The organism is Microbacterium ureisolvens (assembly GCF_015278315.1).
Lineage (GTDB): Bacteria > Actinomycetota > Actinomycetes > Actinomycetales > Microbacteriaceae > Microbacterium > Microbacterium ureisolvens.
The window spans coordinates 425079-449051 of sequence record NZ_JADIJE010000001.1 but is presented as its reverse complement, the minus strand read 5'-3'; the positions used below and the strand labels follow the sequence as shown (position 1 = coordinate 449051).

Sequence of the window (23973 nt, the reverse complement as noted above, 5' to 3'; positions counted from 1 at the left end):
GCGACCCGGCCGGATGCTCGGGGGTCGCGACGCGCGGAGTCGTGGCGCGAGAAGCGGCGTGTCGCGCCACCTGAGCCTGCGCGCGGCAGCTGCGGCCCGGCCCGGCGCTCAGCCGAGGCCCGGCCCGGCGCTCAGCCGAGGCCGAGGCCGCCGTCGGTCGAGAGCACCTGGCCGACCACCCACGCACCATCGGGCGTCGCGAGCCAGGCGATGAGCCGTGCCGGGTCGGCGGGCTCTCCGTACCGGCCGAACGGGGTCGAGCGCATCCAGGCCTCGATCTCGTCGAGCGGGCGGTCGGTCGTCTCGGGGTCGAGGTAGCCGGTGTTGACGGGTCCGGGATCGATGGTGTTGAGGATGATCCCGAGGTCGAGCAGCTCGGCCGCCACCGTCTTGGTGACGCCCGCGAGTGCGGCCTTGCTCGCCGCGTATGCGACCTCGCCGCGCATCGCGCCGTGGATCTGACCGGACGTCATCCAGAAGACGCGCCCGGTCGGCTCGGCGAAGGGGCCGCGGCGTTCGACGCGCTCGCCTGGTCGCGACCCCGGTTCGCCGTCGCCGGCCCGCAGCGCCGCGAACTCGCGCGTGAGCAGCAGAGTCGAACGCGCGTTGGTCGACCAGAACGCGTCGAGCCGCTCGGCCGTCATGTCGAGGATCGAGCCGTCGTCGCCGGACTGCGCGTGGTTGCACACGAGGATGTCGAGCCGCCCGGTGAGCGCCTGCGCCGCGTCAATGAGGAGGGGGACGGATGCCGCGTCCGTCAGGTCCGCACTGAGATCGCCGAGCTGCGCGCCCGGCGCGAGCTCGGCGCGCAGGCCTTCGCGCACGGCGTCGAGGTCGTCGCCGCCCCACGGCAGGCGGGTGTCGTGCGGACGGTAGTGGTGGATGAAGACGTCGGCGCCGAGCCGGGCGAACTGCGCGGCGACGGCGTAGCCGATGCCGCGGCGGCGCGAGACGCCGGTGACGAGGGCGGTCTTGCCCGCAAGCGGCAGGGACGAGGAGGAGGGGAACATGCGATGCCTTTCGGGACGGCCGCGGCGGCGGCCGCCGGATCATGCGTCCGCGCGGATCGCGTCGGACGGGAGGTGACGAAGGCGGGTCACTGGCATTGCATGCCGACGACCATATCGGATGATCGCGAACCGCGCCGGGGCGGGTGACGAGCTGATTCCGGATGCCGCGGGCCGCGGCATCCGGAATGATGACGGTATGCCCACCTATGTGGCGTTCCTGCGGGCGATCAATCTCGGCGCGAAGCGGAAGTTCGCGAAGGACGACATCCGGCGCGTCGTCGAGGCGGCCGGGTTCGCCGACGTCGAGACGCACATCAACACCGGCAACGTGCGGTTCACGACCTCGATGCGCTCGCGCGCCAAGATCGAGAAGGCGCTCGAGGACGCTTTCGCCGCCGACCGCGGGTTCGAGGTGCCGACGATCGTCTTCACGACCGCGGAGCTGCGGGCGGTCGCCGACGAAGCCGCGGCGCTGAGCGACGAGCATCCCGGGCTCGAGCGGCACTATGTGTATCTGCTGAAGGACACGCCGACACGCGATGCGGTCGCCGAGATCGAAGCCCTCGCGACGGATGCCGGGCAGATGGTCGTGCGCGGGCGCGCCGCGCACGCACTGCTCGGGCCCGGGTACCAGGCCGGCTCGGTCGATCCGCTCAACGCGGCGCGGCTGCTGGGTGTCGCGACGAACCGCAACCGTACGGTGATCGCGGCGATCGCCGACAAGTGGTGCTGACGGCCCGGCGACGGCCTTTCCCCGTCCTCAATTGAGGATCTGCGCCGAGATGCGGAGGTGACGCCGGGCTGGCGGTCCGCATCTCGGCTCCGGTCCTCATTTGAGGATCGGCACGGCTCCTCCACAGGAGAGCGACCGAGCCGTCGACCGCGAGTTGCGCGCCGTCTCGCCGGGGAGGGGGAGCGCGTCGGATGCCGCGGTTACCCTGGAATCGATGACGATCCCGCAGGGCGACCCGTACGCCGACCTCACGTGGGAGCCCGACGCCTGGGCGCCGCCGGCTGATGAGTACCGGGTGCCCCCTCCCGACGACTCGTGGGCGCCGCCGGAGGACGGCTGGATGCCCCCGCCCGACCCTGCCGCGGGCGGCTCGGCGTCGATCGATCCGTTCGAGGGAGCAGGTCCCCGCCGAGACTTCACCGGCTCCGACGCGCGCACCGTGCTGCGCGAGGTGTACGGGTACGACTCGTTCCGCGGTGAGCAGGGCGCGATCGTCGACCACGTCATCGCGGGCGCCGACGCCGTGGTGCTCATGCCGACCGGTGGCGGAAAGAGCGTCTGCTATCAGGTGCCGGCGCTCGTGCGGCCCGGCACGGGGCTCGTCGTGAGCCCGCTGATCGCGCTCATGCACGACCAGGTCGACGCGCTCGTCGCCAACGGCGTGCGTGCCGCCTACCTCAACTCGACCCAGGCGCCGCCCGAGCGCGCGGCCGTCGAGCGCGCGTACCTCGCGGGCGAGCTCGACCTCCTCTACGTCGCCCCCGAGCGGCTGAACACCGAGTCGACACTGCGGTTCCTCGCGCGGGGAAAGCTCAGCATCATCGCCATCGACGAGGCCCATTGCGTGTCGCAGTGGGGCCATGACTTCCGGCCCGACTACCTCGCGCTCGGCGCCCTCGCCGAGCGGTTCCCGGGTGTGCCGCGCCTCGCGCTCACCGCGACCGCCACTCCCGCGACGCATCGCGAGATGACCGAGCGGCTGCAGCTGCCGCAGGCGCGCCACTTCGTCTCGAGCTTCGACCGGCCGAACATCCAGTACCGCATCGAGGCCAAGTCCGATCCGCGGCGCCAGCTGGTCGCGTTCATCCGGACGCAGGGCTCCGGGGCGGCCGGCATCGTCTACGCGCTGAGCCGCAAGTCGGTGGAGCAGACGGCGGAGTTCCTGTCGGCGCAGGGCGTCGACGCGCTGCCGTACCACGCAGGTCTTCCCGCCGAGACGCGGGCAGCGAACCAGTCGCGGTTCCTGCGCGAGGACGGCGTGGTGATGGTCGCGACGATCGCGTTCGGGATGGGCATCGACAAGCCCGACGTCCGCTTCGTCGCCCACATCGACCTGCCCAAGTCGGTCGAGGGCTACTACCAGGAGACCGGCCGCGCGGGCCGCGACGGCGAGGCGTCGGTCGCCTGGATGGCGTACGGCCTCGGCGACGTCGTGCAGCAGCGGCGCATGATCGACCAGTCGCCCGGCGACCGCGCCTTCAAGACCCGGCTCGGCCAGCATCTCGACGCGATGCTGGGCCTGTGCGAGACGGTCGGATGCCGCCGCCAGAACCTGCTGGCCTACTTCGGCGAACCCTCGCAGCCATGCGGCAACTGCGACACGTGTCTCGAATCTCCCGAGACGTGGGACGGGCTCATCCCCGCGCAGAAGCTGCTCTCGACCATCGTGCGACTGCAGCGCGAGCGCGGCCAGGCGTTCGGCGCCGGCCACCTCATCGACATCCTCCGCGGCTCGTCGACCGACCGCATCCGCCAGCAAGGGCACGACCAGCTGTCCACCTACGGGCTCGGCGCCGACCTCAGCGAGCAGGACTGGCGCAGCGTGATCCGGCAGCTGCTGGCCCGGGGCATCCTGGTCGCCCGGGGCGAGTACGGCACCCTCGCGCTCGGGGAGTCCGCAGCCGGGGTGCTGCGAGGCGAGACCCCCGTTCCGCTGCGACGCGACGTGATGGGGCGCTCGGGCGGTGTCGCCCGGGTGCGCAAGACGAACGCTCCCGAGACCCTCGATCCGGCGAACGCCGGCCTCTTCGAGGCGCTGCGCGCGTGGCGCGCCGGCGTGGCGAAGGAGCTCGGCGTGCCGGCCTACATCGTGTTCGGCGATGCGACTCTTCGCGCGGTCGCCGAGCGCCGGCCCGAGAGCCTCGCAGACCTCGACGGCGTCTCGGGCATCGGTGCGAAGAAGCGCGAGGCATACGGCGAGGCCGTGCTCGCGGTCGTGGCCGCGGCCTGAGCCTCGGCCGGGCCCGCTGCCCGTTCGGCGTGCCGACCTCGGCGGCGGTAGAGGCATCCGTCCGACGACCCCTTCGACGCCGCCACGTCGAGCGACCATCCCGTGATGCGGGCGGCGGCCCCGGGCCGCGGCATCCGTCTCCCCTTCCGGTGCGCGTCCGAGACGACGGCGGGGCTCACGCATAGGCTGGCGGCAGCGGGCGACGAGGCCCGCGTCGGCGCAGGGCAGGGGAGTGCGGCGTGGCTGCGAGCAACATCGAGATCGCCCAGCAGGCCGAGCTCTGGCCGATCACGCGGATCGCCGAGAGCCTCGGCATTCCCGATGAGGAGCTCGAGCCGTACGGCCGGTACAAGGCCAAGGTGTCGCTGCGGCACCTGCGGACGCTCCGCGACCGGCCGCGCGGACGACTGGTGCTGATGACCGCCGTCTCGCCGACGCCGGCGGGTGAGGGCAAGACGACGACCACCGTCGGGCTCGGCGATGCGCTCAGCCGCATCGGCGAACGCGCCATGATCTGCCTGCGCGAGCCGGCGCTCGGGCCGGTGTTCGGCATGAAGGGCGGCGCCGCCGGCGGCGGATACGCACAGGTCGTGCCGATGGAAGACATCAACCTGCACTTCACCGGCGACTTCTCGGCGATCGCCATCGCGACGAACCTCTTGGCCGCGCTCATCGACAACCACGTGCACCACGGGAACTCGCTCGGCATCGACGTGCGCCGCGTGACGTGGCGCCGGGTGCTCGACGTCAACGACCGGGCGCTCCGCGATGCCGTCATCGGACTGGGCGGGCCGTCCAACGGCTACCCGCGGGAGGACGGCTTCGACATCGTCGTCGCGAGCGAGGTCATGGCGATCTTCTGCCTGGCGACCGACCTGGCCGATCTGAAGGAGCGTCTCGGCGAGATCGTCGTGGCCTACACCCGCGATCGCCGGCCGATCCGCGCGCGGGATCTGCAGGCGCACGGCGCGATGGCCGCGATCCTGCGGGACGCGCTAGCCCCCAACCTCGTCCAGACGCTCGAGCACACGCCCGCGTTCGTGCACGGCGGCCCGTTCGCCAACATCGCCCACGGCTGCAACTCGTACCTCGCGACCGACTCCGCCCTGCGTATGGCCGACTACGTGGTGACCGAGGCGGGCTTCGGCGCCGACCTCGGCGCCGAGAAGTTCGTCGACATCCTCTGTCGCACCACAGGGCTCCGACCCGACGTGGCCGTCGTCGTCGCCACCGTGCGCGCGATGAAGTACCACGGCGGCGTCGAGGTGGCCGACCTGCCTCACGAGAACGTCGCGGCCCTGCAGCGCGGCACGGCGAACCTCGTGCGCCACCTGACGACGGTGCGCGAGACGTGGGGGATCCCCGCGGTCGTCGCGATCAACCATCGCGCGGAGGACACGGATGCCGAGACCGCGGCGCTCGTCGCCGCCGCCGAGGCCGTCGGGGTCACGGCCGTGGTGGCGAAGCACTTCGCCGAGGGCGGCGCCGGCGCGGAGGAGCTTGCCCGCGAGGTAGTTCGAATCTGCGCCCAGCGGCAGGATGCGGCATCCGCTCTGCAGCTCACCTATCCCGACGACGCGACGCTCTGGCAGAAGATGACCGCCATCGCGACGCGCGTCTACGGAGCGTCGGAGGTGACGGCGTCGACCGCCGTGCGGGCGCAGATCAAGCGCCTCCAGGACGACGGGTACGGCGGCTACCCGGTGTGCGTCGCGAAGACGCAGTACTCCTTCTCGACCGACCCGCGGCTGCGCGGCGCGCCCTCTGGGCATGTCGTCGACATCCGCGAGGTGCGCCTGGCCGCCGGAGCGCGATTCGTCGTGATGATCTGCGGCGACATCATGACCATGCCCGGATTGCCGGCCGCCCCGGCCGCGAACACGATCGACGTCGACGAGGACGGCCGCATCGTCGGGTTGTTCTGACCCCGTCACGGACCGCCCGCGTCGGACCGCCCGCGTCGGACCGGTGCCGCGACGGCCGGTGCGGGGCGGAGATGCGAGGTCGGTCAGGCTGACGGGAAGGTGCGGACACGCTCGACGCGCATCGTGTGGGGCAGCGCCGCCGTGTCGCGCGTGCCGTCGGCGCGCGGGAACTCGTACAGGTCGAGCATGAGCTGCACGGGGTAGTCGATCCTCTGGCGCACGGTCTTGACCCAGCGGTGGTCGATGAAGAAACGCAGTGCGTCGGGCGTCCATTCGACGGCATAGTCGTGCATCTCGGTGAGGTCGCCCTCGACGCGGACCTTCTCGAAGTCGTCGCGCAGGCGCGGGTCGTGCTGCGCCTTGACGCCGACGCCGACCCAGCCGCCCTCGTCGTCGAGCTCGCGGCCGAAGATCTCGGCGATGCACAGCTCGCCGCTGCGTTCGGGGGCGTCCTCGAAGCCGATCGGCCAGAAGGCGACCATCACGTCGGGGTGGCGCACGGCGGCCATTCGCACTTCGATCACGCCGAACCGCGGCAGATGAAGTCGCCGCTCCGGCTGCTCTTCGCGCACCGCCAGACCCTCGCGGAAGCGGTGCTGGCCGACCGCGGAGCCGCGCCGGCCGGAGAACTGACCGGTCTGCAGGTGCGACACGCGGTTGCCGCCGTCGAACTCGGGCGACCACGGCGCGGTGTCGGCATCGATGGCGAGCTCGAGTGCGTCCGGGGCGATGGAGTACTTCGCGGCGGCGCGTTCGCGCGAGGACCAGTGCGGCAGGTAGTACGGCCACCACAACTTCTCGTCGAGCACGCCCTCGCCGAAACGCTCGTCGAGGTCGGGTTCGCGGCCGTCGAGGTCGAGCGGCGACATGTCGAGCACCCACGTGCGGAACGCCAGCTCACCGCTCCGCCAGGGCATCGTGCCCGAGCCGCGGTCCTCGAAGCCGGCGCGCGCGCAGAGCGCGTTCGACGCCGGATTGTCGGCACCCGGGTAGGCGACCAGCAGATGGCGGTCGCCTCGCTCCGCGACCTCCCGCACGATCAGCCGCAGCGCCTCCCGAGCGAAGCCATGGCCCTGCCACTCCGGGAAGACGTTCCAGCCGGTCTCCCACGCCGGTGCTCCGTCGTGCTCCACCTGCCAGTACCCGATGCCGCCGACCGCCTCGCCGTCGACCTCGATCCGGTACATGCTCGCTTCGCCGGTGCCCGACAGCCGCAGGTAGCGCTCCTGGCGCTCCTCGAGCTGCACCGGGGTCTCGGGTCCGCCCAGATGCGCGGTCATCTCCGGGGTGTTGGCGCGTTCGAGCAGGGGCAGGTCGCCCGCACCCCACGGGGTGAGTGTCACAGTCCGGTCGCGCGTCGCAGGCATCGTCGATCCGCCTTGGCTCCGTCCGCCTCGTCAGCGGTCGGTGACGAGGATGGTGTTGCCATCGGGGTCGGTCGCCGTGAAGAACAGACAGCGGTCCGGGTCGCCGAGCTCGTCGCTCGGATGCGCGCCGAGCCGTGCGAGCCGCTCGTGCACGGAGGCGAGGTCGTCGACGCGGAAGTTGCACGTCGCCCACCGCAGGCCGGGTTCGACGTGGATGCCGCTCTTCGGCCCCATCAGCGTCACCTGTCCGTGCGACCCGGCGAGCACGCTCGAGAAGTCGGACGCCTCGACGACGCCGAGGCCGAAGGCATCCGCGTACCAGAGCGCGCTCGCGCGCGGGTCGTGGACGGGGATGAACGCGGTCGTGATCGCCGTCGGCGGGGCCATGCTTCGAGCGTAGGCCTCATCGTGGACGTTCGCTCGGTGCTGGGCGGGTGATCGCCGCAAGAGGATCTGGCCGGTGGATGACTCTTCCGCGCGGCGTCCCGGTCGCGCTAGCGTGCGCGTGGCGCCCACCGGCGCCGACTCCCCCCACAGAAGGAATGCCTCGATGAAGAAGCAGATGTTCACCGGCCTCGCCGCCGGTGCCGTGGTCGCGCTCCTGAGCGCGCCGATCGCCGCCTCCGCCGTCCCCAAGGAGTACTCCACCGACCCGCACGGCCGGACCAACGGCGCGGTGATCAACCCGCACTCGAAGACCAACGGCGAGACCACGAATCCGTTCAGCCGCACCAACTGACGCAGGGCGTCACGCGCGGGCGCTCCGGGGCTCCGGGGCGCCCGCCTGTGCGTCTCGCACAATCCGCGCGCGACCCGTCTCCGCTTCGGGTTGTGGACATCCACCAGACGCTTTGAGTGGAGGTTGTGGGAGTCCTACGGTCGGAGAGAACTTGATCTTGTCCATCCCAGCGAGAGGTGATGCACATGGCTGACGCCGCCGTCCGCACCAAGAAGCCCGCCGTCCACAAGCGCACGCCCGCCGGCGGAGCCCCGACCGCGCCGCACACGGCGGCCGAGGCATCCGATCCCCGCATCGACATCGCCGCGGTCACCGATCTGCTCCTCGGCACGTGGGGCGACACCCGCCGTGAGGCGCGCGAGATGATCAAGGACCCGGCTTTCTGGCGCATCGACGGGCAGCCGATGGCCGAGCACCGCGAGCGGGTGCTGACGCAGCTGCACCTGCTGGTCGAGCACGGCGGCTCGCGCCGCGCGATGCCCGAGAAGTTCGGCGGCCTGAACGACAACGGCGCGAACCTCGCCGGCTTCCAGGAGCTCGTGCTCGCCGACCCCAGCCTGCAGATCAAGTCCGGGGTGCAGTGGGGCCTGTTCGGCTCGGCGGTCTTCCAGCTCGGCACCGAGAAGCACCACGACAAGTGGATGCCCGGCATCACCGACCTGTCGATCCCGGGCGCGTTCGCGATGACCGAGACCGGCCACGGGTCGGACGTCGCCGCCATCGGCACCACCGCGACTTACGATCCTGAGACCGAGGAGTTCGTCATCCACACGCCGTTCCGCGGCGCGTACAAGGACTACCTCGGCAACGCGGCGCTGCACGGCAAGGCGGCCACCGTGTTCGCCCAGCTCATCACGGGCGGCGTCAACTACGGCGTCCACTGCTTCTTCGTGCCGATCCGCGACGACGAGGGCGAGATGCTGCCCGGCATCATCAGCGAGGACGACGGCGTCAAGGGCGGCCTCAACGGCATCGACAACGGGCGGCTTGCCTTCGAAAGCGTGCGTGTGCCCAGATTCAATCTGCTCGACCGGTACGGGCAGGTGGCCGCCGACGGCTCGTACACGTCCGACATCGCGAGCCCCGGACGCCGCTTCTTCACGATGCTCGGCGCGCTCGTGCAGGGCCGCGTGTCGCTCGACGGCGCCGCGACCACGGGCACCGCGCTCGCGCTGCACATCGCCCTCACCTACGCGAACCAGCGTCGTCAGTTCGACTCGGGCGCCGGCACCGAAGAGGTCGTGCTGCTCGACTACGGCAAGCACCAGCGGCGACTGCTGCCCCTGCTGGCGCAGAACTACGCACAGTTCTTCAGCCACGACGAGCTGCTGAAGAAGTTCGACGCGGTCTTCTCGGGCCGCACCGACACCCCCGAGGAGCGCGAAGACCTCGAGACCCTCGCCGCCGCGCTCAAGCCGCTCAGCACCTGGAACGCCCTGAGCACGATCCAGGAAGCCCGCGAGGCCTGCGGCGGCTCCGGCTTCCTCGCCGAGAACCGCATGGTCGGCCTCCACCAGGACCTCGACGTCTACGTCACCTTCGAGGGCGACAACAACGTCCTGCTCCAGCTGGTGGGCAAGCGATTGCTGTCGGACTACGCCAGGCAGTTCAAGGGGAAGGATGCCGCAGCCCTCGCCCGCTTCGCCGCCCGGCAGACCGCCGGCAAGCTGTTCCACGGCGCCGGCCTGCGCCAACTCGGGCAGGCGGTGGCCGACTTCGGGTCGACCGCCCGCTCGGTGGAGCTGGGCCTGCGCGCCGAACAGCAGCACGAGCTGCTCGCGGGCCGCGTGCAGCGGATGGTGGCGGATGTCGCCGCCGCCCTGCGTCCGGCGGTCAAGCAATCCCCGGCGGCGGCCGCTGCGCTGTTCAACAGCCACCAGGCCGAGCTCATCGAGGCCGCCCGCGCACACGGCGAGCTCCTGCAGTGGGAGGCGTTCACCGACGGCGTCAACCGCATCTCCGACGAGGGCACGAAGCAGGTGCTCACGTGGCTGCGGGACCTCTTCGGTCTGCACCTCATCGAGAAGCACCTCGCGTGGTACCTCATCAACGGACGGCTGTCGACGCAGCGTGCGGCATCCGTCTCCCGCTACATCGACCGGCTCGCGGCGCGGCTGCGTCCGCACGCTCAGGATCTCGTGGACGCCTACGGCTTCGCCCCCGAGCACGTGCGGGCGCCCATCGCGTCGGGTGCCGAGCGCAAGCGCCAGGACGAGGCCCGCGAGTACTACCGCGCGCTCGCCGCGTCGGGCAGCGCGCCGGTGTCGGAGAAGTCGCTGAAGAAGAAGTAGTCCGGCGCCGAGGTCAGGCGGCCGTCCAGCCGCACATGCCGCACTCGCCGGTCGCCGACACCTCGACGAAGCAGTTCGGGCACATCGCGCGCTGGCGCTCGGGGATGACGGGCTTGGGCAGGCGACGCTCACCGGGGGGCCGCGACGACTTCGCGCGAGCCGTCGAGGTCGGGGCCGGCTCGGGGCGGCGCTCCACCTTCGGCACGTGGAACGAGCAGTAGAACCGCACGTACCCGTCGTGGTTCTTCGGGTGGCGATGCTTGAAGGCCCAGAGCTCGGTGCGGGGGAGCGGCTCGGAGTCCGCGCCGCATGCGAAGCATCGCGTCGGCTCACCCGGCACCACATCGGCGACCAGCACGGGACTCTCGAAGGGGACGGAGTCCCGCCAATCCGCCGACGCGACGATCTTCATGGTCCTGCCTCCCACTCGCACGGGCGCGAACAGCCCGACATTCCACGGTAAGCGACGCGCGCGGCATCCGGGAATCGGATCGGTGACGAGGCGTTGAACACCCGCCGCCGGCGATGGCTGGGCGTGGGCGCAGTCGCCGCCCAGCCATCGCCGGCGCGCCGGTATCGACGATGAGTTGACGCGGGCGCGCCGGTGTCGGCGCGCCCGCGAGACCGGCGTCAGGCTGTCTGGCCCGAGTGCGTCCCCTCGGCCACCTCTTCGACGACCTTGGCGTTGAAGGCGGGCAGATCGTCCGGCGTGCGGCTGGACACGAGTCCCTGGTCGACCACGACCTCTTCGTCCACCCATGTCGCGCCGGCGTTGCGCAGGTCGGTCTTGAGGCTGGGGTAGCTGGTGAGCTTCCGGCCGCCGACGACGTCGGCCTCCACGAGCAGCCAGCCACCGTGGCAGATCACTCCGACCGGCTTGTGCTGCTCGAAGAAGCTGCGGCCGAAGGCGACGGCGTCGGCGTCCATGCGCAGGTGGTCGGCGTTGACGACGCCTCCGGGCAGGACCAGGGCGTCGAACTGCCCCGCGTCTGCCGTGGCCACCTTCACGTCCACCGGCTGGCGGTGGCCGTTCTTGCCCTCGATCTCGTCCTGTTCGGGGGAGACCATGACGGCGGTCGCGCCCGCCGCGGTGACGGCCTCCCAGGGCGAGGTCAGTTCGCTGTCTTCGTAGCCGTTCGTCGCGAGGAACGCGATCTTCTTCCCGGTGAGATCAGTCATGTCCGTCACGCTACGTACGATCGCGCCCGCCTCCGAGGGGGTTGACAGTCTCCGGGCGCCGCAGCCGGCGTGATGTCGGCACCCCGCCCGTAGGCTGGCGCCGTGAGCACCGACATCCGCCTCGGGGCCGACGGCCGCGCGCGCTGCGCGTGGGTCGGCGACGACCTCGAGTACGCCCGCTACCACGACGAGGAGTGGGGCGTGCCGCTGCACGGCGACCGCGCGCTGTTCGAGAAGATGAGCCTCGAGGGGTTCCAGGCGGGGCTGTCGTGGATCACGATCCTGCGCAAGCGCCCGCGGTTCCGCGAGGTGTTCGCGGGCTTCGAGCCCGAGGCGGTGGCCGCGTTCGGCGACGACGACATCGCGCGGCTGATGACGGATGCCGGGATCATCCGCAATCGCGCCAAGATCGAGGCGACGATCTCGAACGCGCGCCTCCTGCTCGCGTTCGAGCCAGGTGAGCTCGACACCCTCATGTGGTCGTTCGCACCGGCCGCCCATCGTCGCCCCGCCACTTTCGCCGACGTGCCCGCGGTCACCCCCGAGGCCACCTCGATGAGCAAGGCGCTCCGCAAGCGCGGCTTCCGTTTCGTCGGCCCGACCACGATGTACGCGCTGATGCAGTCCGCGGGGATGGTGAACGACCACGTCGACGGCTGCTGGCGGGTGACTCCCTGAAACGGATAGTTCATCCGTTTCGGGTGTAGGCTGACGTCATGACCCCCCGAGCCGATGCCCTCCGCAGTCGAGAGCGCATCCTCGAGGCGGCGCGCAGTCACGACGTTCGCGCGTTGCGCCTGAATGATGTCGCCCGCGACGCCGGCGTGGGGATCGGCACCGTCTACCGGCACTTCCCGACCGTGCAGGCGCTCGTCGAGGCGCTGAGCGTGGACGCGCTGGTCCGCCTGGTGGAGGCCGCCGACCGCGCGGCGGCGGAGCACGACGCCCACCGGGCCTTCCGGGGCTTCCTCGACGACGCCCTCACGCTGCAGCTGCAGGATGGTGGGCTCGAAGCCGTGCTCACCGACCTCGCCCGGACGGACCCGGTCGTCCACGATGAGTGCGCGGCCGCGCGCAGCAGGGTCTTCGCGGGCTACGAGGCCGTGCTCTCGCGCGCGCAGCGCGACGGCGTCGTGCGCGACGACGTCTCTCCCGCCCAGCTTCAGCGGCTGCTCTGCGGCGTCGAGCACGCCGTGCGCCTCGGCGTGCCCGGCGACCGCGACCTGCTGCTCGACATCCTCCTTTCGGGCATGAGCCCCGACACCCCCGCATCTTCCGCATCGCCGGCCGCGGCCCGTCCCGCCGCGACGCTCGGCTGAAAGGACCTCATGGACTACGGACACCCCCTCGAATTCGGCGCCTTCATCACCCCCGCCGCCTCGAGCCCCGAAGCCCCGGTGCTGCTCTCGCAGGTGGCCGAGGCATCCGGTCTCGACCTCGTCACCTTCCAGGACCACCCCTACCAGCCGGCGTTCCTCGACACCTGGACGCTCATGTCGTTCGTCGCCGCGCGCACCTCGACCATCCGCATCGCGCCCAACGTGCTGAACGTGCCGCTGCGGCCGCCGGCCGTCGTGGCGCGCGCCGCCGCCAGCATCGACCTGCTCTCGGAAGGCCGCTTCGACCTCGGTCTGGGCGCCGGCGGGTTCTGGGACGCGATCGAGGCCATGGGCGGCACGCGGCTGACGCCCGGGCAGGCCGTCACCGCGCTGGAGGAGGCGATCGACCTCATCCGCGAGCTGTGGCGCACTGATGAGCGCCGCGGCGTCTTCGCCGACGGCCGGTATCACCGCGTGCACGGCGCGAAGCGCGGACCGCGACCGGCTCACGACATCCCGCTCCACATCGGCGCGTACAAGCCGCGCATGCTCGCGCTCACCGGGCGCAAGGGCGACGGCTGGCTCCCCTCGCTCGCCTATCTGCAGCCGGGCGACCTGGCCAAGGGCAACGCCGCGATCGACGAGGCCGCACAGTCCGTCGGGCGCGACCCGCGCGAGATCCGGCGCCTGCTCAACATCGGGCAGCTGGCGGCCGACCCCGGCGAGTTCGCCGAGCGCCTCGCGCGCCTCGCGCTCGAGGACGGCATCGGCACCTTCATCCTCGCGGCCGACGACCCGAACCTGCTGCAGCGCTTCGGCGAGGATGTGGCCCCCGCGGTGCGCGAGCTGGTCGGCGCCGAGCGCGGCGCGCGCGGGGTGTCGGCGGCGCCGGTCCGGTCCGCGGCCGCGCTTGCCGCACGCCGCGACGGCATCGCCTACGACGACGTCCCGGCGGGCATCCGCGCGATCGAGCCCGGCGACTTCGACTACGGCGACGTGCGCGCGACCTACATGCGCGGGGGTGCGCCGGGCCTCGTGCTGCAGCCCGACTCGCCGCAGCAGGTCGCAGACGCGCTCGCGTTCGCGCGGCGGCACCCCGAGCTTCCGCTCGCGGTCCGCAGCGGCGGCCACGGCATCAGCGGGCGCAGTACGAACGACGGCGGGATCGTGATCGACCTGCGCCGCCTGAACGAGATCGCGGTGATCGACGCCGACCGCCGCCTGGTGCGGATCGGACCGGGCGCCCGCTGGGCGCAGGTGGCCGCGGTGCTCGGCGAGCACGGCTGGGCGCTGACCTCGGGCGACTACGGCGGCGTGGGTGTCGGCGGGCTCGCGACCGCTGGCGGCATCGGCCTGCTCGCCCGCGAGCACGGGCTGACCATCGACCATCTGCGCGCCGCCGAGGTGGTGCTGGCGGACGGCTCCATCGTGCGGACGGATGCCGCGACCCACCCCGACCTCTTCTGGGCGATCCGCGGGGCCGGCGCCAACGTCGGCGTCGTGACCGCCTTCGAGTTCGAGGTCGACGAGGTCGGCCAGGTCGGCTACGCCCAGCTGGCGTTCCAGGTCGACGACGTCGCCGAGTTCCTCGAGGGCTACGGCCGCGCCATCGAGTCCGCGCCGCGCGACGTCACGCTGTTCCTCCTCACGGGCGGGCCTCGCCCCGGCCAGCCGCAGGTGGTCCGGCTCTACGGAATCGTCGACTCCGACGACCCCGACACGATCATCGCCCGCCTGCAGCCGTTCGCCGAGCTCGCGCCGCTCGTGCAGCAGTCGGTGCAGCTCACGACCTACCCGCAGGTGATGGCCAACGCCGACCTCGGCCCGCAGCACGGTGCGGGCGAGCCGCACTCGCGCTCGGGGCTCATCGAGCACGTCACCCCCGCCTTCGCCGAAGCGGCGGCACGGATGCTGGAATCCGGCGCGGTGCCGTTCTTCCAGCTGCGCGCGGTCGGCGGTGCCGTGGCCGACGTCGCCGAAAGTGCGACGGCCTACGGCAACCGGTCCGCGAAGTTCGCGGTTGCGGCGCTCGGATCCAACCCCGATCGGCTCGACGCGCAGTGGCGGACGCTGGCGGCGCACATCGACGGGATGTACCTGAGCTTCGACTCGTCGCTGCGCCCGGAGCGGGTCGCCGAGGCGTTCCCGCCCGCGACGCTCGAGCGGCTGCGCGCGGTGAAGGCGGCCTACGACCCGACGTGCGTCTTCCGCGACAATTTCGCGATCGAACCTGCGGAGGCCGACGCGGCCTGAGCCGCGGCATCCGTCGTCCGTCCGTCGTCCTTCCGGTTCGGGGCGCGATCCGTGCGGTCGGGGCGTGTGCCATGCGCCCCGATCGTTCGCGGTCCGCCCCGAACCCCCGAGGATGACGCGGGGATCGAGCAGGATTCAGGAAGCGCGGTGTCCGGGTTGAGCGGCATACTCGTGCCCATGGCATCCGAGGCATCCGAGTCCCACATCGCTGATTCGCACGAGGTCATCCGCGTCGTCGGCGCGCGCGAGAACAACCTGAAGAACGTCTCGGTCGAGATCCCCAAGCGCCGCCTGACCGTCTTCACCGGCGTGAGCGGCTCGGGCAAGTCGTCCCTCGTCTTCGGCACGATCGCGAACGAGTCGCAGCGGCTCATCAACGAGACCTACCCGACGTTCGTGCAGCAGTTCATGGGGCAGCTGAGCCGCCCCGAGGTCGATGCGCTCGAGAACGTCAGCCCTGCGATCATCGTCGATCAGGAGCGCATGGGTGCCAACTCGCGCTCGACCGTGGGCACAGCGACCGACGCCCACGCGATGCTCCGCCTGCTGTTCAGCCGCATCGGGCAGCCGCACGTGGGATCGCCGCAGGCCTTCTCGTTCAACATCCCCTCGGTCTCGGGTGCCGGCGCCGTCACCATGGAGAAGGGCGGCAAGAAGGTCAAGGAGCGGCGCTCCTTCGAGATCACGGGCGGCATGTGCCCGCGCTGCGAGGGGCTCGGCGAGGTGAGCGACGTCGACCTGGACGAGCTCTACGACAAGACCAAGTCGCTCGCCGAGGGAGCGATCACGATCCCCGGATTCAACCCCGACGGGTGGATGGTGAGGGGGTACTCGGAGTCGGGGTTCGTCGACCGCGACAAGCCGATCCAGGACTACACCGAGCAGGAGCTCGCCGACTTCCTCTACAAAGAGCCCACCAAGGTGAAGTTCCAGAACTTCAACGCGACGTACGAAGGGCTCGTCCCGCGCATCACGAAGTCGATGCTCCAGAAGGACCGCGAGTCGCTCCAGCCCCACATCCGCGCGTTCGTCGATCGGGCGGTCAAGTTCATGCCGTGCCCCGACTGCGGCGGCTCGCGGCTCAACGAGGGCGCGCGGTCTTCCAAGATCAACGGCATCAGCATCGCGGATGCCGCGGCCATGCAGATCACCGACCTCGCGGCGTGGCTCGACACCGTGGACGACCCGTCCGTCGCGCCGCTCATGATCGGGCTGCGGCAGACGATCGCGTCGTTCATCGACATCGGCCTGGGCTACCTGTCGCTGGACCGGTCGTCGGGCACGCTCTCGGGCGGTGAGGCGCAGCGCACCAAGATGATCCGGCACCTCGGGTCGGCGCTCACCGACATCAGCTACGTCTTCGACGAGCCCACCGCGGGCCTGCACCCCCACGACATCCAGCGCATGAACCGGCTCCTGAAGCTGCTGCGCGACAAGGGCAACACGGTGCTCGTCGTCGAGCACAAGCCCGAGGTGATCGAGATCGCCGACCACATCGTCGACCTCGGTCCGGGCGCCGGCCGCTCCGGCGGCGAGGTGCAGTACGAGGGCGATGTCGCGGGACTGCGGACCTCCGGAACGATCACGGGCCGGCACCTCGACGACCGCGCACGGCTCAAGGAGTCCACCCGCACCGCCACGGGCGCCCTCGAGATCCGCGGCGCGACCCAGCACAACCTCAAGAGCGTCGACGTGGATGTGCCGCTGGGGATCCTGACGGTCGTCACCGGGGTGGCGGGCTCGGGCAAGTCCTCGCTGATCCACGGCAATGTGCCGGGCTTCGAGGACGTGGTCGTCGTCGACCAGTCCCCGATCAAGGGCAACCGGCGCTCGAGCCCCGCGACGTACACGGGCATGCTCGATACGATCCGCTCCGCGTTCGCGAAGGCCAACGGGGTGAAGCCGGCGCTGTTCAGCGCCAACTCCGAGGGCGCGTGCCCCGCGTGCCGCGGGCTCGGTGTGATCATCACGAACCTGGGCTTCACGCAGACGGTCGAGACCCTGTGCGAGCTGTGCGAAGGGTCGGGCTTCAGCGACGAGGTGCTCGAGTACACCCTCGACGGCAAGAACATCGCCGAGGTGCTCGCGATGTCGGCGGTGGAGGCGGCCGCGTTCTTCACCAACGGACCGGCGCACACCACGCTCACGCGCATGATCGACGTCGGCCTCGGGTACCTCACGCTCGGGCAGGCGCTCAACACCCTCTCGGGCGGCGAGCGCCAGCGACTGAAGCTCGCGATCTCGATGGCGAAGAAGGGTGCGATCTACGTGCTCGACGAGCCGACCACCGGTCTTCACCTCGCCGATGTCGAGAACATGCTCGGAATGCTGGACCGCCTCGTCGAGGCCGGCAACAGCGTCATCGTGATCGAGCACCACCAGGCCGTCATGGCCCACGCCGACTGGATCATCGACATCGGTCCGGGCGCGGGGCACGACGGCGGCGCGATCGTGTTCGAGGGCACTCCGAGCGACCTCGTGGCGACGGCCGACACGCTCACCGCCCAGCACCTGAGGGAGTACGTCGGCGCTGCGGCGGTGCCGGTGACCGGCATCTGAGCGGGCGGCGCGTCGGACCTCGGGCCCTCTGGGCGGCCTTGGCGACCGGGCCGTCGGGGCTCGACGGAGGATGGGTGTTTGTCCCCATCGATCGGCTCTGATCAGGCGGATTACGATCGCTTCGGTTGGCACTTCCCGTCCTGATGCATCGTGTGCGACGGGTTAGGCTGAGTTGTTCCCCCAGGTCTTCTGTGAGCTCCCGGCGCCCCACGCCGGGTCATAGGCCACGTAAAGACGCACGATGCCCCGGAGGAGGCCGAGGTTTCCATGAGGTCTTTCGCATGGCTTCGCGCGCGTCCGCGCACGCTCGCATCGGCGGGCGCCGTCACGGCTGCCGCGGTCACGGTCACGACGCTCGCCTTCGTCTACCAGGGGCTTCCCACGACCGAGGTGGACCTCCACGACGGCGGAGTGTGGGTCACCAAGCAGTCGAGCCTCCTCGTCGGCCACTTCAACCATGAGTCGCAGGTGCTCGACGGCGGCCTGCGCACCACGAGCGACGACTACGACATCCTCCAGTCGGGCGGCACGGTGCTGGTGGTCGACGACACCAACTCCTCGGTGAGCGTCGTGGACCCCGGCATGGTCGCCCTCTCGGGAGCGGCGAGCCTTCCCGGCGACGCGAAGGTGGCGCTCGGCGGCGACACGGTGGCTATCCTCGACCGCGCGTCCGGTGACCTCTGGGTGGTCTCCGCGGCCGGGGTCGGGTCGTTCCAGATCGAGGGGATCGACCCGAACGCGAACCTCGGCAAGGGCGCCGACGTCGCCGTGGGCCTCGACGGCGTCGTGCACGGCGTCTCGGCCGAGACGTCGGAGCTCGTCACGGTCCGCATCGGCGACGACGACACCGCCGCCGAGCCGGTGCGCACCGGCCTGCCCGACCTGGACGAGAAGCCGGAGTTGTCGATCACCGCCGTCGGCGACAAGCCCGTCGTGCTCGACACCGCCACCGGCACCGTGATCGCGGATGGTCGCGCGACGGTCGTCGACGGCGGGCGCAGCGCCGTCCTGCAGCAGCCGTCGGCAGCCGCCGATGCGGTGTCGGTCTCGACGGCATCGGCCCTGGTCCGCGTGCCGTTCGACGGCTCCGAGTCCACCGCCATCGAAGCCGGCGGCGAGGGGTCGCCCGCGGAGCCGGTGTGGCTCGACGGCTGCGGCTACGCCGCGTGGAGCGGCTCGGGCCGCTTCGTGCGCGACTGCGCCGGTGACGGCGACGATCTCGAGGCCGACATCGACGGCATCGAGCCGACGTCGCTGCTGCGGTTCCGCGTGAACCGCGACGTCGTGGTGCTCAACGACATCATCGGCGGCGCCACCTGGATGGCCGCAGAAGACCTGCAGCGCGTCGACAACTGGGACGAGATCACCCCGCCCGAGGGCGAGACCGAGAACGAGGAGCAGACCACCGAGGAGACCACCGAGACGGTGCTCCCGGAGCGCTCCGAGGTCAACACCCCACCCGACGCCAACGACGACGACCTGGGCGTGCGGCCGGGCCGCACGACGATCCTCCCGATCCTCGACAACGACAGCGACCCCGACGGCGACGTGCTCACCACGCGGGTGCTCGACGGCGGTCCCTCGATCGGCGAGGTCCAGTCCATCGACAACGGCCGCGCGCTGCAGATCGCCGTGCCGGCGGATGCCTCGGGTTCGGCATCCTTCACCTACGAAGTCGCCGACGGCCGCGGCGGCACCGACACCGCCCGCGTGGATCTGGCCGTGCACGGGTGGGACGTCAACGCCCCGCCGAAGCAGAACCGCGTGACGACCGTCGCCGTGGAGGCAGGCGGCACCATCACCTACAACGTCCTGCCGGACTGGGTCGACCCCGACGGCGACGACGTGTTCCTCGGCTCGGTGGTCACCGCCGACGGCGATGAGGCCGACTACACCTCCGACGGCCGGATCACCTACCGGGCCGTGGGCAACACCCAGGGGCGCAAAGACGTCGAGATCACGGTCTCGGACGGGTCGGACGCGGCCGTCGGCATCGTCCGCTTCGACGTGCGTCCGGTCGGGTCGATCGATCCGGTGACCAACGCCGACTACGTCGCCGTCCGCACGGGCCAGACCGCCACGGTGTCGCCGCTCGCGAACGACGTCGGAGCGGGCCGCGAGCCGCTGCGTCTCGCCCGTGTCGACCCGGTGACCGGCGCCGACATCGTGCCCGACTACGGCAACAAGACGTTCACCTTCCGCTCGGCGACTCCGGGCACCTACTACGTGCAGTACCTGGTGGCCGCAGGCGCCGCCGGCATCCCCGGCATCGTGCGCGTAGACGTCCTGCCGGAGGGCGAGACCGACCTGCCCCCGGTCGCGGTGCGCGATGTCGCGCTCCTGCCCAGCGGCGGCGAAGTCCTGGTCAACGTGCTCACCAACGACTCCGACCCGTCGGGCGGCATCCTGGTGGTCCAGTCCGTGACCGTCGAGCCCGGCTCCGGCATCGCGGTCGCCGTGCTCAACCACGAGACGCTGCGCATCAGCGACCAGGCCGCGCTCTCGGAACAGGTGCGCATCACCTACCGCATCTCCAACGGGTCGCAGTCCGCCGAGGGTGATGTCATCGTCATCCCCATCCCGGCTCCCGCCCAGCTGCGGCCGCCGGTCGCCAACGACGACCAGGTGGTCGTCCGCGCCGGCGACGTCGTGACGATCCCCGTGCTCGACAACGACTACCACCCCAACGGCGACACCATCCACGTCGCACCCGACCTCGTTCCTCCGCTCATCGAGCCCGAGGACGGCGAGGCCTTCGTCTCGCAGGACACCGTGCGCTTCCGCGCGTCCGACGAACCGGGCACCGTCTACGCGACCTACGAAGCCGTCGACAGCACCGGGCAGAAGGACGCCGGCTACATCACGATCCAGGTGCTCCCAGTCAACGCCGACACCAACGCCGCGCCGCGGCCGCGCGACCTGACCGCGCGCGTCCTCAGCGGCAGCCGCGTGCGCATCGCGGTGCCGCTCGATGGCATCGACTCCGATGGCGACTCCGTCGAGCTGCTCGGCCTGGCGTCGTCGCCGGGCAAGGGCCGCGTCGTCGAGACCGGCTCGGACTACCTCGTCTACGAGGCCTTCGACGACACCGCCGGGGTCGACGCCTTCACCTACCGAGTCCGCGACCGGCTGGGCGCCGAGGCCACCGCGAGCATCCGCGTGGGTGTCGCGCCGCCCGAGGGCATGAACCAGGCGCCGTACGCGGTGAAGGACTCCGTGATCATGCGGCCCGATCGCTCGGTCGCCGTGCCGGTGCTCGCGAACGACTCCGACCCCGACGGCGATGAGTTCGGCATCGTCAAGAACGGGCTGATCCTCCCCGACGTGGCGGGGCTCGAGGCGAAGGTCGACGGCAACCGCGTCGTCGTCACGTCGCCGTCCGAGCCGGTCGAGACCTCGCTGCAGTACACGATCCGCGACGCGCGGGGCGCCGAGGCGAAGGCCGTGCTGCAGATCACCGTCGCCGAGGACGTGCCGCTGCAGAAGCCCATCGCCCGCGACGACTACGTCCGCGCCGCCGACGTGGAGGACGGCGTCGTCGACATCGAGGTGCTCGCGAACGACGAGGACCCCGACGGCACCGTCGACGACCTGGAGCTGGACGTCGCCGACGCGAACTCCCGCGTGCTGGCCGACGGCAAGGTGCGCGTCACCCTGGGCGACGCCGGCCGCCTCGTGACCTACACGATCACCGACCGCGACGGGAATGCGGCATCCGCCTTCATCCACGTCCCCTCGCTGTCGTCGCTTCCGCCGACCCTGCTGTCGACGGAGCCGATCGAGGTGAAGAGCGGCGAGACCGTCGAACTCGCTCTCGCCGACCACGTGCGCTCCGCCGGCGGTGACAAGGTCATCATCACCGAGGCCGCGAAGGTCACCGCCGCCCACAACGACGGCTCGTCCCTCGTGAAGGACCAGACGACGCTCGTCTACACGTCGGCCGCGGGCTACTTCGGCCCCGACGCCATCACCTTCGAGGTGACCGACGGCACCGGTCCCGACGACCCCGAGGGGCGCAAGGCGACGCTGACGCTGCCCATCACCGTGCTCCCGCCCGAGAACCAGCAGCCCACGTTCGTCAACGGACAGATGGATGTCGCACCCGGCGAGGACCCGTCCGCTCTCGACCTCGGCGGGCTGACCACCGACCCCGACCCCGAGGACGCCGGCCGGATCGAGTACGAGATCGTCGGCGGGTCGCCCAGCGGCATGACCGCCGAGATCGACGGCGACGAACTGCGCGTCGGCGCGGCCGCCGACACGAAGAAGGGCACGGCGGCCACCATCCGCCTCCGCATCAGCGACGGCACGACCGAGCCGATCGAAGGCGTCGTCAATGTGCGCGTCATCGCATCGACGCGGGAGCTGCCGACGGCGAACGACGACGTCGTGCCCGAGGCCCACCAGGGCAAGACGATCACGGTGCCGGTGCTCGCCAACGACGTGAACCCCTTCCCCGACAAGCCGCTCAAGGTGACCGCCGCGGTCGTCGAGACCGGCGACGGCGCGCCGCCGGTGATCGACGGCGACCAGGTGAAGGTCACTCCGGACGCGAAGTTCTTCGGCACGATGGTCGTGCGCTACCGCGTGCAGGACGCGACCGGCGACCCCGACCGCGAGGTCGAGGGCCGGATTCGGCTCACTGTCCAGGGCAAGCCGGACGCGCCGGGCACGCCCGCCGTCTCGAGCGTGCAGGACCGCACCGTGGTGCTCTCGTGGACGCCGCCGGCCAACAACGGCGCCGAGATCGAGCGCTACCTCGTGTCGTCGGTGGTGGGCGGCTACGAGAAGGAGTGCCTGGCCACCACGTGCACGCTGGACGGGCTGACGAACAACGTGAAGTACAACTTCACGGTCGTGGCCGTGAATCGCGTCGGCCCGTCCGACGCGTCGCCGCCGTCCGAAGAGGCACGCCCCGACGCGCGTCCCGACACCCCGGCCGCGCCCTCGCTCGTCTTCGGCGACCGCAGCCTCAACGTCTCGTGGGTGACGCCGTCGACCCCGGGCTCGCCGGTGGAGAAGTACACGCTCGAGATCTCGCCGGCGCCGCCGTCGGGCATCTCGCAGAAGACCGACGTCGTCGGCAACTCGACCGTGTGGGACGGCCTGCAGAACGGCGTCGCCTACCAGGTGCGCGTGCAGGCCCACAACCTGGCGCCCGACCCGTCGAGCTTCAGCCCGTGGTCGGTCAGCGAGATCCCCGCGCGGGCTCCCGAGCCCCCGGCATCGCCCTCGGTCAACCGCCTCGACCCGGTGGGCAACCAGGCGCAGCTCGAGGTCGTGTGGTCTCCGCCCGCCGACAACGGCGACGCCGTCTCGGGCTACGAGCTGCAGGTGATGCAGGGCTCGTCGGTCGTGCAGACGATCACCGGCATCCCGGGCTCGCAGCCCCGCCAGGCGGTCAACGTCCAGACGTCCGAGGTCGACTACACGTTCCGCGTGCGCGCCTCCAACAAGGCGGGCTGGAGCAGCTGGGGTGCCCCCTCTGCACCGCGGCGGGCGTTCGGCGTGCCGGGCGCGCCGACCGGTGTCTCGCTGTCGACCCCGACCGGCAACAGTGCGGTGGTCGTGGCCTACGGCAACGCGGCGGGCAACGGCGCGACGGCCGGCGAAGTGAACTACGAGTACTCGCTGAGCGGCGGCGGCTGGACCGCCATGCCGGGCAACAAGACGATCGGCGGCCTGTCCAACGGCACGACCTACACGATCCGCGTGCGCGCCTACACCTCGATGGACGGCGTCCGTTACACGGGCCCGGAGTCCGCGCCGTCCAACGGCGCGATCCCGTACGGACCCGTCCGCGATCCCGGTGTGAACGCGCAGCGCGAAGGAACCAGCGTCCGGGTGAGCTGGAGCGCGCCCGCCGCGAACGGCCGCAGCATCACCCAGGTGCAGATCCGCATCAACGGCGGCGGCTGGGAGAACGTCTCGAACAACGGCAACCGGCTCGTCGGCAACGGCTACGACCAGCGCCACACGATCGAGGTGCGGGCCTACGACGCAGCGGACCAGGTGTCGCGTGTCGTGTCGGCGTCGGCGACCACGGCGCCTCAACCGCAGCCGAAGGCCTGGGTCAGCCGAGGCGCCGGGACCGGTTCGGTCGCGGGCTGCGGCTCGGGCAACTGCCACTACTTCCAGGTCAACACCCAGGACTTCCCCGCCGGCCGGTACCAGGTCTACTGCTACTCCTCCGGCCAGGGCGAGTTCGCGGGCGGCGCCTCGTGGAATCTGCCGGCGAACGGCTCGGTGCAGCTCGGCTGCTACTACGGCTACTACGGCGAGCAGGTCTGGGTGAGGATCGTCGGCTACGGCGACAGCGAGAAACGCGTGTGGTAGCGACCCCGCCTCCGCACGAGAAGAACGAGAGA

The 23973-nt window shown here is 71.2% G+C and carries 15 protein-coding genes; 10 read left to right on the top strand and 5 right to left on the bottom strand.

Annotated features, from left to right (window positions below; all coding sequences use genetic code 11):
- Positions 1-131: 131 nt before the first annotated feature.
- The gene (locus IM767_RS01820) at positions 132-1010 is read right to left on the bottom strand and encodes an SDR family oxidoreductase (RefSeq protein ID WP_109209696.1); all 879 of its coding nucleotides are present in this window, start codon (positions 1008-1010) and stop codon (positions 132-134) included.
- 196 nt (positions 1011-1206) lie between these two features.
- Between IM767_RS01820 and IM767_RS01815 the strand changes: the two genes are divergently transcribed.
- From IM767_RS01815 to IM767_RS01805, 3 genes are all read left to right on the top strand, one after another.
- Complete coding sequence (locus IM767_RS01815) at positions 1207-1743, top strand: DUF1697 domain-containing protein (protein WP_109209797.1); 537 nt, start codon at positions 1207-1209, stop codon at positions 1741-1743.
- Between the two features lie 214 nt (positions 1744-1957).
- Positions 1958-3973 (top strand): DNA helicase RecQ, encoded by a 2016-nt coding sequence (recQ, locus tag IM767_RS01810; RefSeq protein ID WP_109209695.1) that lies wholly within the window; start codon positions 1958-1960, stop codon positions 3971-3973.
- A gap of 239 nt (positions 3974-4212) precedes the next feature.
- A complete protein-coding gene (locus IM767_RS01805) occupies positions 4213-5898 on the top strand; it encodes a formate--tetrahydrofolate ligase (protein WP_109209694.1) in 1686 nt (561 codons plus the stop codon).
- A gap of 83 nt (positions 5899-5981) precedes the next feature.
- Here the strand turns inward: IM767_RS01805 and IM767_RS01800 are convergent, their stop codons facing one another.
- A complete protein-coding gene (locus IM767_RS01800) occupies positions 5982-7265 on the bottom strand; it encodes a GNAT family N-acetyltransferase (RefSeq protein WP_109209693.1) in 1284 nt (427 codons plus the stop codon).
- A gap of 30 nt (positions 7266-7295) precedes the next feature.
- The gene (locus IM767_RS01795; protein ID WP_109209692.1) at positions 7296-7652 is read right to left on the bottom strand and encodes a VOC family protein; all 357 of its coding nucleotides are present in this window, start codon (positions 7650-7652) and stop codon (positions 7296-7298) included.
- Between the two features lie 163 nt (positions 7653-7815).
- Here IM767_RS01795 and IM767_RS01790 point away from each other — a divergent pair, with 163 nt between their 5' ends.
- Both IM767_RS01790 and IM767_RS01785 read left to right on the top strand, forming a co-directional pair.
- A complete protein-coding gene (locus IM767_RS01790) occupies positions 7816-8004 on the top strand; it encodes a hypothetical protein (protein WP_109209691.1) in 189 nt (62 codons plus the stop codon).
- 185 nt (positions 8005-8189) lie between these two features.
- Positions 8190-10295, top strand: a complete 2106-nt coding sequence (locus IM767_RS01785; protein ID WP_109209796.1) for an acyl-CoA dehydrogenase family protein — start codon at positions 8190-8192, stop codon at positions 10293-10295.
- A 13-nt stretch (positions 10296-10308) separates the two neighbouring features.
- Here the strand turns inward: IM767_RS01785 and IM767_RS01780 are convergent, their stop codons facing one another.
- Positions 10309-10707, bottom strand: a complete 399-nt coding sequence (locus IM767_RS01780) for a glucose-6-phosphate dehydrogenase (protein WP_109209690.1) — start codon at positions 10705-10707, stop codon at positions 10309-10311.
- A gap of 218 nt (positions 10708-10925) precedes the next feature.
- Positions 10926-11474 (bottom strand): type 1 glutamine amidotransferase domain-containing protein, encoded by a 549-nt coding sequence (locus IM767_RS01775; protein WP_109209689.1) that lies wholly within the window; start codon positions 11472-11474, stop codon positions 10926-10928.
- Positions 11475-11576: 102 nt separating this feature from the next.
- On the opposite strand from IM767_RS01775, the gene IM767_RS01770 reads away from it, so the two are divergent.
- From IM767_RS01770 to IM767_RS01750, 5 genes are all read left to right on the top strand, one after another.
- Positions 11577-12152: a DNA-3-methyladenine glycosylase I gene (locus tag IM767_RS01770; RefSeq protein ID WP_109209688.1), complete on the top strand. Its 576-nt coding sequence runs from the start codon at positions 11577-11579 to the stop codon at positions 12150-12152.
- A 38-nt stretch (positions 12153-12190) separates the two neighbouring features.
- The gene (locus IM767_RS01765; RefSeq protein WP_109209687.1) at positions 12191-12793 is read left to right on the top strand and encodes a TetR/AcrR family transcriptional regulator; all 603 of its coding nucleotides are present in this window, start codon (positions 12191-12193) and stop codon (positions 12791-12793) included.
- 9 nt (positions 12794-12802) lie between these two features.
- Positions 12803-15046, top strand: coding sequence for an LLM class flavin-dependent oxidoreductase (locus tag IM767_RS01760; RefSeq protein WP_109209686.1), 2244 nt, complete (start codon positions 12803-12805; stop codon positions 15044-15046).
- Between the two features lie 177 nt (positions 15047-15223).
- Entirely contained in the window at positions 15224-17605 is a 2382-nt protein-coding gene (locus IM767_RS01755) for an ATP-binding cassette domain-containing protein (RefSeq protein ID WP_109209685.1), read from the top strand.
- Between the two features lie 267 nt (positions 17606-17872).
- The gene (locus tag IM767_RS01750) at positions 17873-23941 is read left to right on the top strand and encodes an Ig-like domain-containing protein (protein ID WP_109209684.1); all 6069 of its coding nucleotides are present in this window, start codon (positions 17873-17875) and stop codon (positions 23939-23941) included.
- Positions 23942-23973 lie beyond the last annotated feature (32 nt).

What these genes read in the sequence shown, in the direction of transcription:
- IM767_RS01815 (WP_109209797.1), top strand. Translation starts at nt 1,207, where the DNA reads ATGCCCACCTATGTGGCGTTCCTGCGGGCGATCAATCTCGGCGCGAAG.
- IM767_RS01795 (WP_109209692.1), bottom strand. Translation starts at nt 7,652, where the DNA reads ATGGCCCCGCCGACGGCGATCACGACCGCGTTCATCCCCGTCCACGAC.
- IM767_RS01785 (WP_109209796.1), top strand. Translation starts at nt 8,190, where the DNA reads ATGGCTGACGCCGCCGTCCGCACCAAGAAGCCCGCCGTCCACAAGCGC.
- IM767_RS01765 (WP_109209687.1), top strand. Translation starts at nt 12,191, where the DNA reads ATGACCCCCCGAGCCGATGCCCTCCGCAGTCGAGAGCGCATCCTCGAG.
- IM767_RS01800 (WP_109209693.1), bottom strand. Translation starts at nt 7,265, where the DNA reads ATGCCTGCGACGCGCGACCGGACTGTGACACTCACCCCGTGGGGTGCG.
- IM767_RS01775 (WP_109209689.1), bottom strand. Translation starts at nt 11,474, where the DNA reads ATGACTGATCTCACCGGGAAGAAGATCGCGTTCCTCGCGACGAACGGC.
- IM767_RS01790 (WP_109209691.1), top strand. Translation starts at nt 7,816, where the DNA reads ATGAAGAAGCAGATGTTCACCGGCCTCGCCGCCGGTGCCGTGGTCGCG.
- IM767_RS01820 (WP_109209696.1), bottom strand. Translation starts at nt 1,010, where the DNA reads ATGTTCCCCTCCTCCTCGTCCCTGCCGCTTGCGGGCAAGACCGCCCTC.
- recQ (WP_109209695.1), top strand. Translation starts at nt 1,958, where the DNA reads ATGACGATCCCGCAGGGCGACCCGTACGCCGACCTCACGTGGGAGCCC.
- IM767_RS01755 (WP_109209685.1), top strand. Translation starts at nt 15,224, where the DNA reads ATGGCATCCGAGGCATCCGAGTCCCACATCGCTGATTCGCACGAGGTC.
- IM767_RS01760 (WP_109209686.1), top strand. Translation starts at nt 12,803, where the DNA reads ATGGACTACGGACACCCCCTCGAATTCGGCGCCTTCATCACCCCCGCC.
- IM767_RS01750 (WP_109209684.1), top strand. Translation starts at nt 17,873, where the DNA reads ATGAGGTCTTTCGCATGGCTTCGCGCGCGTCCGCGCACGCTCGCATCG.
- IM767_RS01780 (WP_109209690.1), bottom strand. Translation starts at nt 10,707, where the DNA reads ATGAAGATCGTCGCGTCGGCGGATTGGCGGGACTCCGTCCCCTTCGAG.